A 14,065-nucleotide genomic window follows, 5' to 3' on the forward strand; every position below is an offset into this window, starting at 1 on the left:
CAGAGGGGATCCGCGTGGCCAAGACCATTCTGCATATGTTGACGCCGCTCAAACATATGAGCCCGTTCGACGTGAACATGGCGCTCGACGCCGGCTACGATTCGGTCACGCCCTACACCAATGTGACGCTCGACGAAGTCACCGCCCTGGTGCAGGACGCGATGTTCTCGCGCTCGCCCAGGGACGCCGTGCGCACCGGCGTCTTCTTCGCCGGCAAGGACGCCGGCCTCGCCCTCGACATGATGGACGTCTTCAAGAAGACGCTGCTGAAGCCTTTCGAAATTTCGGCCTTCGCCGATCCGGCCGGCTCCTTCACCACCGCCGCGGCCATGGTCGCCTGCGTCGAGAAGCTGCTCAAGGAGAAGAAGGGCAAGAGCCTCAAGGAGTCGAAGATCCTGATCTTCGGCGCGACCGGCGTCGTCGGCTACGCCGCGGGCGTGATCTCGGCGATCGAGGGGGCGAAGGTCGCGCTCGCCGGCTATGACGGGGCGAAGCGCGTCCAGGGCAAGGCCGACGACATCAAGGCCCGCTTCGGCGTCGAGACGGTCGGCGTCGACGGCTCGACCGAAGACAAGAAGAAAGAGGCGCTCGAGGGCGTCGACGTCGTCTATTGCGCCGCCGCCGCCGGCGTGCAGGTGCTCTCGAAGGAGCTGCTCGCCTCTTCGAAGAGCCTGCTCGTCGCCGCCGACGTCAACGCCGTGCCGCCCGCCGGCATCGAGGGGCTGCAGCTGTTCGACAATGGCGCGGAGCTGACCGGCGGCGCGCTCGGCGTCGGCCCGCTCGCCATCGGCGACATCAAATACAAGACCGAATCCGGCCTGTTCAAGCGCATGGCCGCCTCCGACAAGCCGGTCGCCTTCGACTTCCGCGACGCCTTCGCCCTGGCGCGGGAGCTTGTCTGAGCATAAGTTCATGAATCCCCAAGGGATTCTGATCGCCTCCGGATCCGGGCGGGCGCTCGCCGAAGCCGCCCGCAAGGCTGGCTTCGCGCCGCTCGTCGCCGATCTCTTCGGCGACGCCGACGCGCGGGCGGCGAGCCTCGCGAGCCGGCGCGCCGGCGACTGGCGCGAAGGTTTTGCGCCCGCGCCCCTCCTCGCCGCGCTCGAGGCGCTCGCCGCCGACGGCGCGCGCCTCGGCGCGCCGCCCGTCGGGCTCGTCTATGGCGCAGGCTTCGAGGACCGGCCGGAGCTCGTCGCGGCGATGGCCGCGCGCTGGCCGCGTCTTGGCAACGCGCCGGACGTCCTGCGCCGCGCCAAAGACCCCGAAAGCCTCGCGGCGCTGTGCCGCGCGCTCGCCGTTCCGCATCCCGCGCGGCGGCGCACGCGGCCTGACGCGCCCGAAGGCTGGCTCGCCAAGGCGCAGGGCGGCGCCGGCGGGACGCATGTCGTCCCGGCCGCGGAGGTCGACGGCGCCGGCGAGGCGGAGGGCGTCTATTTCCAGCGCCGCGTCGGCGGCGCGCCGGTCGGCGTCGCCGTGCTCGGCGACGGGCGCGAGGCGATCGCGCTCGGGGCGAGCCGGCAATGGACCGCGCCCGCGCCGCATGAGCCGTTCCGCTACGGCGGCTGCGCGCGGCCGGCCGGCCTGCCCGCCCCGCTTGACGCGCGCCTGCGCGCCGCGGCCCTCGCCATGGCCCGCGCGCTGGGGCTCAAAGGTTTGAACAGCGTGGATTTTCTGGTCGAAGGCGAGGCCTTTCACCTGATCGAGGTCAACCCCCGTCCCGGCGCCACGCTCGACGTCTATGACGCGGCCGAAGCGCCGCTGATGGGCCTGCATGTCGAGGCCTGCCGCGGACGCCTGCCGCGCGTCGCGCCGATTTTTTCAGGCGCGGCGGCGGCGGCGATCGCCTACGCCCCGCGCGAGATCGCGGCCATGCCGGCGCTCGACTGGCCGGACTGGGCCGCCGACCGCCAGAGCGCCGCGAGCTTCGTCGGCGAACATGAGCCGATCTGCACCGTCACCGCCAGGGCGGGCGAGCCCTTCGCCGCCAGAACCCTGGTCGAGGAAAGAAGCGCCGCCCTCTGGGGGGCCATCGAAAAGGAATTGGGAGAGCGACGCCATGAGCCAGCCTAGCATCAACGCGCTGACGGGCGCCCTCGTCGACGCCATGGTCGCCGACGCCGCGCGGCTGCGCGTCGCCGTGTCGACCGGATCGCGCGGCGAGACCGTCATCGACGCCGGCAAATCCGTGCCGGGCTCGATCGAAGCCGGGCTTCGCCTCGCCGAAATCTGCCTCGGCGGCCTCGGCACGGTGACGCTGTCGCCGACGCGCCTCAATCCGAAATGGCCGTTCGAACTCGCCGTGCGCACGACCGACCCGGTCGTCGCCTGCCTCGCCTCGCAATACGCCGGCTGGGCGCTCTCCCATGGCGAGGGCAAGGGCGCCTTTTTCGCGCTGGGCTCGGGCCCCGGCCGCGCGCTCGCCTGCAAGGAGCCGCTGTTCAACGACCTCGCCTATCGCGACAGGGCCGAGCGCGCGACGCTGGTGCTCGAAAGCGAATGCCCGCCCCCGCCGGAAGTCGTCGACAAGGTGGCCGCCGCCTGCGGCGTCGCGCCCGAAAAGCTCGCCTTCATCTTCGCCCCCACGCAGAGCCTCGCCGGCGGCGTGCAGGTCGTCGCCCGCGTGCTCGAAGTCGCGATGCACAAGGCGCATGAGCTGCATTTTCCGCTCGAGCGCGTCGTCGACGGCCTCGCCTGCGCGCCGCTTTCGCCGCCCCATCCCAAATTCGTCGAGGCGATGGGCCGCACCAATGACGCCATCATCTATGGCGGCCAGGTGCATCTCTTCGTCACCGGCGCCGACGACGACGCGCAGGCGCTCGCCGAAAAGCTGCCGAGCGTGACCTCGCGCGACTTCGGCCGGCCCTTCGCCGAGATCTTCAAGGCCTACAAGGGCAATTTCTACGACATCGACCCGATGCTGTTCAGCCCGGCCGAAGCGATCGTCACCGCCGTCGATTCGGGGCGCTCCTTCCGCGGCGGCGGCGTCGACCACAAACATCTCGACGCCAGCTTCGCCTGAGGGGCGTCCGCCTTGGACGATTTCGCGCAAGACGCCGCGACGGCCGGAGCGCCGCGCATCGCGGTGGCGGTCGATCTCTATGACTGGCACGCCCGCGACCTCTGCGCCGCCTTCGCCCGCGCCGGGGCGCGGGCGACGCCGATCCGGCTCGCCCAATGCGGCTTCGACACCCGCCGCAGGCACGGGCTTTCGATCCACGGATTTGGCGGCGACCTGCCCGACGCCGTGTTCGTGCGCGCGATCGGCTCGGGCACCTTCGAGAGCGTGACCCTGCGCCTGTCCGTGCTGCATGCGCTCGAAGACCTCGGCGTTCTTGTCGGCAACGGCGCGCGGGCGATCGAAATCTGCGTCGACAAGGCGGCGACGAGCTTTCGCCTCCTCGCCGCCGGCCTGCCGACGCCGCCGACCTGGGCCGTGCAGTCCGAAGACGCGGCGCGCCGGATCGCGCGGCGCGAATGCGCGCATGGCCCGCTGGTGCTGAAGCCTTTGTTCGGCGCGCAGGGCTTCGGGCTGAAGCTCATCCGCTCCGAAGACGACCTGCCGGCGCTGCACGAAGTCGAATATGTCTATTATCTACAGCGTTTCGTCGCCGCGCCAAAAGACGCGCGGGACTATTCGGACATGCGCTTCTTCGTGTCGAACGACGCTGTCGTCGCGGCCATGATCCGGCGCGCGCCGGACTGGATCACCAACATCAAGCTCGGCGCGAAGCCGGAGCGCCTCGACGCCGACCCCGCCCTGTCGCGGCTCGCGCTGCGCGCGGCTGAAAGCGTCGGCGCGCAATTTTGCGGCGTCGACATGATCTGCGACGAAAAAGGCGCCCCGCAGCTTCTCGAAGTCAACAGCATGCCGGGGTGGCGCGGGTTGCAGAAGGTCGCGTCGTTCAGCGTCGCCGACCGGCTCGCCGGCGATTTTCTGCAGCGCATGCGCGCGGGCGCGAAAACGGTCGCGCGAGTCGCATGAGCGCGGCGGCCGCGCTCCACCCGCCGGCGCCGGCGCCAACCGGGCCGGAGCAGGCGTTCGTCGCCTCCTGCCGCGACGAGATCGAGGCGCTGAAGCCCGGCAACGTGCATGTCCACGCCGCGGGCCATGGCATGACGGTCGACCAGTTTCTGCAAAGCGCCGAGGTTTCGGCGCCGCCCTTGTGCGCGCGCGGCGCGCCTGTAGGCGCCCGCATTCTCGGCGCGACGCGGGCGAGCGTCGCACGCGTCGGACTCAACACCAATCTCGGCATCGTGCTGTTGTGCGCGCCGCTCGCCGCCGCGGCCGAAACGGCGGCGCCGGCCGCTCGCGGCGACGCCGCCGCGTCGCTGCGCGCCGCGCTCAAGACGGTCTTGCGCGCGCTCGATCTCGCCGACGCCGAAGCGGCCTATGAGGCGATCCGCCTCGCTTCGCCCGGCGGCCTCGGCGCGGCCGCGCGCCATGACGCGCGCGAGCCCGCGACGACGACCCTGATCGAGGCGATGCGCGAGGCGCAGGGACGCGACATGATCGCGCGGCAATATGCGCAGGACTTCGCCGAGCTGTTTGGCGCGGGCCTTCCCGCCCTGCGCGCCGCGCGCGAACAGGGCGCCCGCGCGCCATGGCTTGCGAGCGTCGTCCATATGGAGTTTCTGGGCCGTTTCGACGACAGCCATGTCGCGCGCAAATTCGGGCCGGACGTCGCGCGCGGCCTGCGCGAACAGGCGGCGCCGTTGCGCGAAAGATTTTCCGCATCGCGAAATCCGGTTGAATTCAACGCCGAATTGCTGGCCTTCGACGCGGATCTCAAATCCCGCGGGCTCAATCCCGGGACGACCGCCGACCTCACCGTCGCGACGCTGTTCGCGGATCGGCTAATCGACTTGATTGCGCGCGACAATAATGATTGAGTGCGCGCCGGCGGACCAGCGCCGCTTCTATCCGGCTAACCGGCCCGGCCAAGACGGGCGCTGACAACAAGGATCGGACCTTCATATCCGTTTCTTCCTCGATCGATATCGAAGAAGGATGTCTCCATGGGAGGGTTGTTTAACATGACCAAGATCAACAAACTGATGGTTGGCGAGTCGCTCGTCGGCGAAGGCAACGAAGTCGCCCACATCGACCTGCTCATCGGCCCGCGCGGCAGCGCCGCCGAGACGGCGTTCGCCAACGCGCTCGTCAACAACAAGGACGGCTTCACGTCGCTGCTCGCGGTCGTCGCGCCGAACCTGCTGGCCAAGCCCGCCACCGTGATGTTCAACAAGGTGACGATCAAGAACGCCACCCAGGCGGTGCAGATGTTCGGCCCGGCCCAGCGCGGCGTCGCCAAGGCGGTCGCGGACTCGGTCGCCGACGGCGTGATCCCGGTCAAGGAAGCCGCCGACCTGTTCATCTCGGTCGGCGTGTTCATCCACTGGGAAGCCAAGGACGACCAGAAGATCCAGGACTACAACTACCAGGCCACGAAGGAAGCCATCGCCCGCGCCGTCGCCGGCGAGCCGACGCCCGAGACCGTCGTCGCCGAGCGCAACACGGCCAAGCACCCCTTCGCCCCGAACTAAGACGTGACGCGCGGCCCCCAGGGTCGCGCCGAATGAAAAACCCTCCTCGGCGCCTTTTACGGGCGCCGGTCCTCCGCCATCGATCCGCCGCCGCAGCGGAAGGAGCCTCGCTCTTTCCGCTGCGCGCGGTTTGGCGGCGAAGGCCGTGCGCAGAGCGCGCCAAAGACGCCGCAACGCCGCGGGACAGGGTCGTCTTCGGGACCAGCCTGAAAAAAACAACGAAGTCCGGGAGGGAGTCTAGTGGCTCCCTCTCGCCATTTCCGGCGTCGCGGCGAGGTCGCGGCCCGTCAGCTGGCCGTCATGCAGCGCCGACGCCACCAGCGCGCCGGCCACGCCCCCCCGCTTGAGCGCCTCAAGATCCTCAGCGTCGCGCACGCCGCCGGCCGCGAAGACCGTTCGCGCGCCCAGCGCTTTCACCGCCGCGACGCGGCTGAGGTCAGGCCCCGCGTTGGCGCCGATCCGGCCGAAGGTCATGACGATGACGCGCGCCGGCCAGAGATGGGGCGCGTCAAGCAGGCCGGACGGACCGACCAGCGCGTCGCCGCGGAAATCGAGCGACAGGATGAGCCGTCTTTCATTGCGCAGCTCTTTGAGCGGCTCGACGCTGTCGAGCGACTCGCTTCCGATCACGAGATGGGCGTAGCGGTGACGCGCCAGAAAGGCCCGCGCGCTCGCCCCGTCGCGCGCGCCCGCGTCGACCCAGAACATCGTCTCGGGAAAGGCGGCGTAAAGTTCGAGCAGCGCCTCGCGATGATCGCCGGTCCCTTCTATGGCGTCGAGGTCGGCGACATAGATGATCGGGAACGGATGCAGCGCCAGGAATCCCGCGGCGACGTCCACCGGGGCGCTGGTCGCGGACAGAGGAGTCTTGATAGGGGCGTAGAATTCGCGACGCCCCAGACGCGCGCGCACAGCCGTTCCCTTTTTGAGGTCAATGACGGGGATGACGTCCATTCAAGTCAAGGCTCCGGTTCTGGATCACATAGCCGTGCGTGAACTCCACGACTTTTCTAAGATCACCACGCGAATTTTCACTTTTTAGTAGAGGTTTTCGAAGTCATGAGCGCGATCATCGGCTGGGACGTGGGCGGCGCCCATCTGAAAGGCGCCCGCGCCGAGGATGGAGTCGTGACCGCCGCCGCGCAGATCCCCTGCCCGCTGTGGCTCGGGCTTGGCGAACTCGACCGGGCCTTCGGCGAGGCGCGGGCCGCGCTCGGCCGCGCGCCCCTCAACGCCGTGACCATGACGGGCGAATTGTCCGACGCCTTCGCGACGCGCGCCGACGGGGTCGAGGGACTGGCCGAAATCGCCGCGCGCCTTCTCGCGCCGGACCGCGCCTTGATCTACGCCGGCGCCGCGGGCTTCGTCGCGCCCGAGGCGGCGCGCGCCCACGCCGCCGACATCGGCTCGGCCAACTGGCGCGCCAGCGCTGAATTCGCCGGCCTGCGCCTTGACGAAGCGCTTTTCGTCGACATCGGGTCCTCAACCGCCGATCTCATCCCCATCGCTTCGGGCGCGCCGGTGGCGTTGGGGGCGACCGACGCCGGGCGGCTCGAACATGGCGAGCTCGTCTACACGGGCCTCTCGCGCACTTTCCTCATGGCCGGCCCGCGGCGCGTTCCCTTCGCGGGCCGGCTGACCGGCCTGATGAACGAATGGTTCGCCGACATGGCGGACGTCGGCCGCATCCTCGGCCGCCTGCCGCCGGACGCCGACTCCATGGACGCGCCGGACGGGCGTGAGAAGACGCCGCAAGCCTCCGCCGCGCGGCTCGCGCGCATGATCGGGCGCGATTCTGAGGAGGCCGACGCCGCCGCCTGGCGCGGGCTCGCCGCCTATTTCGCCGAAACGCAGCTGCGCGAGATCATGGACGCGGCCTTCCTCGTGCTGTCGCGCGGCGCGCTCGGCGAAGACGCGCCGATCCTCGGCGCCGGCGTCGGCCGGGACATCGCCGCCGAGCTCGCGCGCCGGCTGGGGCGCCCCTTCATGCCTTTCGACGCGCTGATCGAGGCGACGCCCGAGGCGCGCGAAAAAGCCGCCGACTGCGCGCCGGCGGCGGCGCTGGCGCTTCTCGCGGCGCGTCAGCCTGGCGCGTAAAAACGCTCGCGCGCCTCGACCAGCCACGACCACGCCTCACGTTCCTCGGGGCCCGCCGTTTTTTCTATGGCGATCGACAGATGATCCATCTCGCGCTCGATTTTCTCGCGCGGCAAAAGGCGCAGGCGGGTAATCAGCACGGCCGCCTCGAGCACGGCCGCGCGGGCGCGGTTCATGCCTTCGAACGGCCGGTGCGCGACGAGGCTTTCGACGCGGCACAGGAAGCGCGGCCGCTCCGCATGATCCTCGACATGTTCGACCGCGAGCGTCGCGTGGGACAGCGCCGCCGCAAGCCGCGGCGGGCGGCCGGGCTCGGTCGGCGCGAGCGGCCAGTCGCGCCGACCGGTGACAAGTCCTGCAAAAATTCGCGCGTCGTCGACATAGCTTGCGACCGCGAAAGGCACGGCGCGCAGATTGTCGAGCGTCGTCGACGGGCGGAAGGGCGCGATGATCCAGCGGCCCGCGTCTCCGGTCAGGCCGAGCGGCGCGAGATGCGGGCGCCCCGCGCCGTCGAGGGAGGTGACGACGGCTTCGCGGATCACGGCTCGCCGCGCTCCGCGGGCTTTTTTTCGCTCTCGCCCTTCTCCTTCTGGCGCAGCGTGTGGCCGGCGTCGCGCAGCCGGTCGCGCTCCTCCTGCGCCTTGTCCGCGCCGACGCCCCAGTCGAGCGGCTCGTCCTGCATGTAGCGCTTGCCGAGCGCGAAGGCGATCTCCGCCTTCTGCAGCTCCGCGCCGAGATAGAAGGCGTGGCCGCCGTCGGTCTCGACCCCGAGCCTGGGGAAGAACGAAAAGGCGTCGCGCTCTATATGATGCACGTCCTTGTTATAGACGTGCAGCCCGTCCTCGGCGACGGCGATGCGGTAGTTCTGGTCGCGCACGTCGGCGGCCATGTCGGCGATCTCCTGCGCGTTCGAGGGGAAGGGGCGCATGTCGTGAAGCTGGACGAGGCCCGCGCCGAATCCCTTCGGCAGGGCGTCGCCGGCGGCGGCCGCGAACATCAGGCGCCGCGCCGCGTCGTGCTCCTCGAGCGTGCGCCTTGTATGAGGACTGACATGAACGGTCAGCATGTTGCGGATCTTGAGCTCGGAGCAGACGCCGAGCAGCGCCGCCGTGACGCCTCCAGAATCGGCTTCCGTCAGCTCGGTGAGATTGCCCGTGCCCATCATGATCTCGACGTCGGGCAGTCGCCGCCGCGCCTCGACGTAGCGCACGATCGAATCGGCGAAGCCGTAATGGATGGGGTCGAGAATCGGATCTATGATGAAACTCATGTTTCGCGCGCGGGCCTTCTCCGCCGCGCGCACGAGCGAGTCGAGGTCATGCACCGGCGAGCCGACGAGGATCGGCGTCGTCGCCGTTGCGTCGGCGATCTCGAGACAGGTTTCGTCGAGGCTCAGCAAAAAATCCGCTCCCGCGAGCGCGGCGCGGCGCAGCTCCGTGCGGTTGAAGGAGTCGACGCTGACCCTGAGCCCCTCCCGCTTCAGAGCCCCGACCGTCGCCTCAAGATGCGGAAACTCGGTGTCGGGCAGGCAGCCGAGGTCGATGACGTCGGCGCCCTTGCGGCTCAGGCTTCTGGCGCGGGCCACGATCTCGTCGATCGACAGGGCGGTGGCGTCGACGATCTCGGCGAAGATGCGCATGTCATAGCCCGAAAGATCGGGCTCGCGCGCGCCATGGCCGAGATAGACCGGCAGGTCGGAGACTTCGTCGGGGCCGCGCAGGACGGGCGCGCCGAACGCTTCGGACAGCTTTTCGAGGTCGCCGCGAAAGCGCCCCGGCAGGATGATCCGGTCGGCCTCGACCGGGCGCGGCAGGCGGCGCAGCAATATGGCGTCCGTCATCAGCGCCGCGACCTTCACGCCCGCGTTGAAGATCGTCCAGGAGAACGGCGTCTCGCCGAGCCCCTCGAGGACGCGCCTCAGACGCGGATAGGCGAGATGCCCGGTGACGAAAAGCAGGCGCTCTCTGGGCGCGGCGCCCTCCCCGTCCGCCATGACGCGCTCAGGCCGCGCGCGCGGCCGGGCGGGCGACGAGCCGCCCCGGCGTTCCGGCCTCGCTGAAGCGCGCCCTCGCGCCCGCGAGATCGGCCGGGCCCGCAAGATAGACGCGCGCCCCGCTCGCCGCGGCGTAGCGCGGGAACAGCGGATCGACGACGCCGGCGGCCGCAAGATCGGCGAGCGAGGCGCCCGCCGCGACGCCGCAGGACTTGACCAGCAGAAGGTCGCGCGCGCCGAGCGCGCGGGCGAGCCACGCCGACAGCGAATCCGAGGTCATCTCCCAGCTCGCCTCGACCGTCGGGTCGCTCGAGGCCATCGCGTGCGGCAGCCAGACGGGGATGCGGCCCGAGGCCAGCGTCGCGAAAATTTCGGCGCGCGAGGCGGCGGGCTTCAGCCGCGGCCACGCCGCGCGCAGCACCAGCGCATATTGATGCATGGCGAGCAGCGCGAGGCGGTGCGCCGTCGCGTCGTCGAAGCCGAGCGGCTCCTGCGCGCGGCGCACGGCGTCGGCGAAGGGGCCGCCGCCCGGGACGATCACGAGGCCCCGGCCCGGACAGGCGGGCGCCATGGCGAGCGCGTCGAGCCAGGGCTCGCGCGCCGGGGCCGCGGCGAGGCTGCCGCCGATCTTGGCGACGATGAGGTTCATCGCCCGCCCGCCCGCGCCAGCGGGGCGAGCGCCGGCTCGACGCCCGCGCCGAACAGGTCTTCGAGCGCGGCGGTCTCCTTGGCGCGCTCGCGCACCATCTCGACCCCGACCGCGCCGCGGATCACGTCGAGCTTTTCGACGCGCACCTTCACCCTCTGGGCCGCAGGATGGCGCAGCACGCTTTCGGCGATCTCGCGCGCGAGCGTCTCGACGAGCTCGATATGGCCGCGCCCGGTGATGATGCGGATCGCGTCGGTGACGAGGTCGTAGGAGAAGACGTCGCGCATGTCGTCGGAATGAAGCCGCGCCCGCGCGACGTCGACGTCGACGTTGAAGCGCACGTCCTGCTTCTTCTCGCGCTCGAACTCATAGGCGCCGATGAAGCAGGGCATGACGAGATCGCGCACGAAGATAAGGTCGGTTTCGGCGGCCTCCTGCGTCGGCACATAGCCGCGCCCGAGCAGGCGCCAGTCGACGCCGCCGGCGGGCCCGTCCGTCGCCTCCTCGCCGAGCGGGATGAGGTCGCGGATCATGGCGAAGGCCGCCGGATCGAGCGGCCCGGCGCGGTCGCCGCCCTGGCACAGCGCGCCGCGGAAGCCGAGATAGTCCGGCCGCAGCGGCAGCAGGCGCGGCGCGTCCGGCGGCTCGAGCGAGCCGGCGAGGCCGCAGACGAGCTTTCTGGCGCGGCAGCGCTCGACGAAGGCGGACAGCGCCGCGACGTCCATATGGTCGAGCAGGCGCCCGCGCCCCTTGCGGCAGGTGTCGAGCATGGCGCCCTTGAAGCCCGCCCGCGCCATGTCGTCGACGAGCGCGAGGTCCGGCGCGAGATCGGCGAACAGCACGCCGACGAGCGAGGTCTTGCGCGCGAGCGGCGCCAAGGCCGCCACGACCTCGGCCGCGTTTTCGGGCTTCAGCCCGATCTTGACGAAATCGGCGCCGGCGCCGGCGAGCGCCTCCGCCGCCTCGACGGCCTCCTGCGGCGCGTGGAAGCGCTCGCCCGCGGCGGCGCTGACGGGCTTGCGGCGCGCGACGAGCCGCACGACCGCGGCGACCGTCGCGGCGGGCAGCGCGCCGAGCGCCCCGCGCTCCGGGTCCTTGAGGTCGATCACGTCGGCGCCGCCGGCGAGCGCCGTCTCGGCTTCGGCCGCGTCGATCACGCTCGCCAGCATCGCAGTCATGAGAAACGTCCTTCAGGAGCGCGCCGCCGGGGGGACGTCGTCGCGGGCGGCGCCCCCGGCGTGTTCCATGTTTCCGGCGTTTTCTATTTTCAACGCATGAAGCGCAGGGAAATGTCCATCGAAAAGTGTCAGACCGCCGCCCCGGCCGCGGCCGGGGCGCGAAACCCCAGAAAATTGCGCAGGAGGCGATGGCCGCTCTCGGTCAGGATCGACTCCGGGTGGAACTGGACGCCGAAGGTCGGATGGCGTTTGTGGCGCAGCGCCATGATTTCGCCCTCGGGCGACCAGGCGGTGGCCTCAAGTTCGGTCTCATAGCCGTCGAGTTCGACGATCAGCGAATGATAGCGACCGACGCTGAGCGGCTGCGGCAGGCCGGCGAGGACGTCGGAGCCCGTGTGGCGGATGGCGCTCGCCTCGCCGTGCGTCGGCCGCAGCGCCCGTGTCACGAGCCCGCCGAAGGCCTGGCCGATGGCCTGATGGCCGAGGCAGACGCCGAGGATCGGCACGCGCCCCGACCATTCCCTGATCAGGTCGATCGACATGCCGGCCTCGTTCGGCGTGCAGGGGCCGGGCGAGACCAGGATGGCGTCGAAGGGCTCGGCCGGCGGCGGCGCGTCGTTGCGCACCACGACGGGCGTCTCGCCGAGTTCGCGCAGATAGCCCGCGAGCGTGTGGACGAAAGAGTCGTAATTGTCGACGACGAGGATCATGCGAACTCCCGCGCCCCGAAGGCCTGGAAGATGCGCCGCGCCTTGTCGAGCGTCTCGACATATTCGGAGGCCGGGTCGGACGCGGTGACGATGCCGCCGCCGGCCTGCACCACGCACAGCCCGCGCCGGAAGCTCGCCGTGCGGATGACGATGTTGAGGTCCATGAGGCCGTTGAAGCCGAGATAGCCGAGCGCGCCGCAATAGGGCCCGCGCGCGTGGCGCTCGAGCTCGGCGATGATCTCCATGGCGCGCAGCTTCGGCGCGCCGGTGATCGAGCCGCCGGGAAAGGCCGCGGCGAGCAGGTCGACCGGCGTGAATCCTTCGGCGAGCCGCCCCGTCACGGTCGAGACGAGATGATGCACGCTGGCGTAGGTCTCCACCGCGCACAGATGCGGAACCTTGACCGAACCCGGCGCGCAGACCCGCGAAAGGTCGTTGCGCAGCAGGTCGACGATCATGACGTTCTCGGCGCGGTCCTTGCGGCTTTCGGAAAGCGCCTTGGTCTGCAGCATGTCGAGCAGCGCGTCATGCGTGAAGCGGGGCCGCGTGCCCTTGATCGGCCGCGTCTCGACGAAGCTCCCGTCGACGCGCAGGAAGCGCTCGGGCGAGGCCGAGGCGATGGCGAAGCCCTCATGCTCCAGAAAGGCGGCGAAGGGCGCCGGATTGACCGCGCGCAGGCGCCGGTAAAAGCCGAAGGGGTCGAAGCCGTCAGGGACCGGCGCCGCGAAGCGCTGCGACAGATTGGCCTGGAAGATGTCGCCGGCGAGGATGCGCTCGATCACCTCGGCCACCGCGCGCTCATAGCCCTCGCGCGTGAAATTGCTCGCAAAGCCCGACAGCGAGGCGAGGCCCGGCGGCGGCGCCCTGAAGCCGCAGATGCGGTCGAGGATCTCGTCCGCCCGGCTCCGCGCCCGCGCCCGCCGCGCCCCGGGCTCGGTCTCGGGGAAGCCGGTCGAAACGACGAAGGCGCGCCGCAGGATCATGTCGAAGGCGACGACGACGTCATAGAGCCCGATCGAGAGGTCGGGAAATTCGAGCTCGTCGAATTCGGCCGCCGGCAGGCGTTCGAGGCTGCGCCCGAGGTCATAGGAGAAAAGCCCGGCCGCCCCGCCCTGGAACGGCGGCAGGCCCGGTTCGAGCGGCAGCGCGAAGCGGGCGAGCGCCGCCCTGAGCCTTGCAGTCCACGACGGGTCGCTCCAGCGCCCGGTCAGCCGGTCGAACGGGTCGGCGGCGACGAAGCCGTAGCGCCCGAGCGCGCCGTCGGCCATGGCGCTGTCGAGAAAGGTCAGCATCGGGAGGCCGCGCAGCGCTGCGGCGATCTCGACCGGATCGGCGAAATCGATCTCCTGAACGACGAGATCTCGGGCGGCGACGTCTTGGACGAGCATGGGCTTCAGCGTGCGGGGGCTTGCGCCCGACGGTTTTGCGACGCGGCGCCGGCGGGCCGGAAAGCCGGCGGACGGTCGGAGCATCGCGCGCGGCGCGGCGGCGCGCAAGGCCGTCGCGCCAAGGGCGCGCGCGCGGCGGGGCGCGCGGAGCGGTCAGCCCTTTTTCGGCGCCTCGGGCTTGCCGTCCTTCGGCGCGTCCTCGGGCTTGGGCGCGGGCTTTGGCGCGTCGATCGGCTTCGGCCGGCCCTTGTAGGCGTAAAGCGCCGCGGCCCGCGCCGCGGCGTCGGCATGCAGGGCTTCGGCATGCAGGGCTTCGGCGTGATGATGATGCGGCATGGGTCTCTCCCCGGCGCCTGAACGGCGATTGTCCTTGTCGGGCGGCAAGGCCGCCACGCGCCGCGTCCTATGCCGCGCGCCGGCCGGGGCGTCAACGCCTCTGTCTGGAAAGCGTCCCGCCCGCCGGGTGAAAAACGCGGCATCGGCGTCTTGCGCCTGTTTTACGACTA

15 protein-coding genes are annotated in these 14,065 nt (G+C 70.7%); 7 read left to right on the plus strand and 8 right to left on the minus strand.

Features of this window, described 5'->3' with window-relative positions:
- The first annotated feature begins 14 nt into the window (after positions 1-14).
- From ACILRB_RS06275 to fae, 6 genes are all read left to right on the plus strand, one after another.
- A complete protein-coding gene (locus ACILRB_RS06275; RefSeq protein ID WP_395665445.1) occupies positions 15-902 on the plus strand; it encodes an NAD(P)-dependent methylenetetrahydromethanopterin dehydrogenase in 888 nt (295 codons plus the stop codon).
- Positions 903-912: 10 nt separating this feature from the next.
- The gene (locus ACILRB_RS06280) at positions 913-2,070 is read left to right on the plus strand and encodes an ATP-grasp domain-containing protein (protein ID WP_395665446.1); all 1,158 of its coding nucleotides are present in this window, start codon (positions 913-915) and stop codon (positions 2,068-2,070) included.
- The gene (gene mch, locus ACILRB_RS06285) at positions 2,057-3,019 is read left to right on the plus strand and encodes a methenyltetrahydromethanopterin cyclohydrolase (protein ID WP_395665447.1); all 963 of its coding nucleotides are present in this window, start codon (positions 2,057-2,059) and stop codon (positions 3,017-3,019) included. Before ACILRB_RS06280 ends, mch begins: the two co-directional genes overlap by 14 nt.
- 12 nt (positions 3,020-3,031) lie before the next feature.
- Positions 3,032-3,982 (plus strand): RimK family alpha-L-glutamate ligase, encoded by a 951-nt coding sequence (locus tag ACILRB_RS06290; RefSeq protein ID WP_395665448.1) that lies wholly within the window; start codon positions 3,032-3,034, stop codon positions 3,980-3,982.
- Positions 3,979-4,890, plus strand: coding sequence for a triphosphoribosyl-dephospho-CoA synthase (locus tag ACILRB_RS06295; RefSeq protein ID WP_395665449.1), 912 nt, complete (start codon positions 3,979-3,981; stop codon positions 4,888-4,890). Before ACILRB_RS06290 ends, ACILRB_RS06295 begins: the two co-directional genes overlap by 4 nt.
- 144 nt (positions 4,891-5,034) lie before the next feature.
- Positions 5,035-5,544 carry a formaldehyde-activating enzyme gene (gene fae / locus ACILRB_RS06300; protein ID WP_395665512.1) on the plus strand — a complete coding sequence of 170 codons (510 nt, stop codon included), beginning with the start codon at positions 5,035-5,037 and terminating at the stop codon, positions 5,542-5,544.
- A gap of 237 nt (positions 5,545-5,781) precedes the next feature.
- On the opposite strand, the gene ACILRB_RS06305 is transcribed toward fae, so the two are convergent.
- Positions 5,782-6,498: a HisA/HisF-related TIM barrel protein gene (locus tag ACILRB_RS06305; RefSeq protein WP_395665450.1), complete on the minus strand. Its 717-nt coding sequence runs from the start codon at positions 6,496-6,498 to the stop codon at positions 5,782-5,784.
- Positions 6,499-6,603: 105 nt separating this feature from the next.
- Here ACILRB_RS06305 and ACILRB_RS06310 point away from each other — a divergent pair, with 105 nt between their 5' ends.
- Positions 6,604-7,641: a hydantoinase/oxoprolinase family protein gene (locus ACILRB_RS06310; protein ID WP_395665451.1), complete on the plus strand. Its 1,038-nt coding sequence runs from the start codon at positions 6,604-6,606 to the stop codon at positions 7,639-7,641.
- On the opposite strand, the gene ACILRB_RS06315 is transcribed toward ACILRB_RS06310, so the two are convergent.
- The 7 genes from ACILRB_RS06315 to ACILRB_RS06345 all read right to left on the minus strand — a co-directional run bounded on the left by ACILRB_RS06315 (position 7,626) and on the right by ACILRB_RS06345 (position 13,895).
- Positions 7,626-8,183, minus strand: coding sequence for a DUF447 domain-containing protein (locus ACILRB_RS06315; RefSeq protein WP_395665452.1), 558 nt, complete (start codon positions 8,181-8,183; stop codon positions 7,626-7,628). The genes ACILRB_RS06310 and ACILRB_RS06315 overlap by 16 nt on opposite strands.
- Positions 8,180-9,634 (minus strand): DUF6513 domain-containing protein, encoded by a 1,455-nt coding sequence (locus ACILRB_RS06320; RefSeq protein ID WP_395665453.1) that lies wholly within the window; start codon positions 9,632-9,634, stop codon positions 8,180-8,182. Before ACILRB_RS06320 ends, ACILRB_RS06315 begins: the two co-directional genes overlap by 4 nt.
- A 7-nt stretch (positions 9,635-9,641) precedes the next feature.
- Complete coding sequence (locus tag ACILRB_RS06325) at positions 9,642-10,283, minus strand: uridylate kinase (protein WP_395665454.1); 642 nt, start codon at positions 10,281-10,283, stop codon at positions 9,642-9,644.
- Positions 10,280-11,461 carry a (5-formylfuran-3-yl)methyl phosphate synthase gene (locus tag ACILRB_RS06330; RefSeq protein WP_395665455.1) on the minus strand — a complete coding sequence of 394 codons (1,182 nt, stop codon included), beginning with the start codon at positions 11,459-11,461 and terminating at the stop codon, positions 10,280-10,282. Before ACILRB_RS06330 ends, ACILRB_RS06325 begins: the two co-directional genes overlap by 4 nt.
- A gap of 128 nt (positions 11,462-11,589) precedes the next feature.
- On the minus strand, positions 11,590-12,171 hold the full coding sequence (locus ACILRB_RS06335; protein ID WP_395665456.1) for an anthranilate synthase component II: 582 nt from the start codon (positions 12,169-12,171) through the stop codon (positions 11,590-11,592).
- Positions 12,168-13,559, minus strand: a complete 1,392-nt coding sequence (pabB, locus tag ACILRB_RS06340; protein ID WP_395665457.1) for an aminodeoxychorismate synthase component I — start codon at positions 13,557-13,559, stop codon at positions 12,168-12,170. The genes ACILRB_RS06335 and pabB overlap by 4 nt, the downstream gene beginning before the upstream one ends.
- A 153-nt stretch (positions 13,560-13,712) precedes the next feature.
- Entirely contained in the window at positions 13,713-13,895 is a 183-nt protein-coding gene (locus ACILRB_RS06345; protein WP_395665458.1) for a hypothetical protein, read from the minus strand.
- Between the last annotated feature and the right edge of the window lie 170 nt (positions 13,896-14,065).

This window comes from Methylocella sp. (genome assembly GCF_044226135.1).
Classification (GTDB): Bacteria; Pseudomonadota; Alphaproteobacteria; order Rhizobiales; family Beijerinckiaceae; genus Methylocapsa.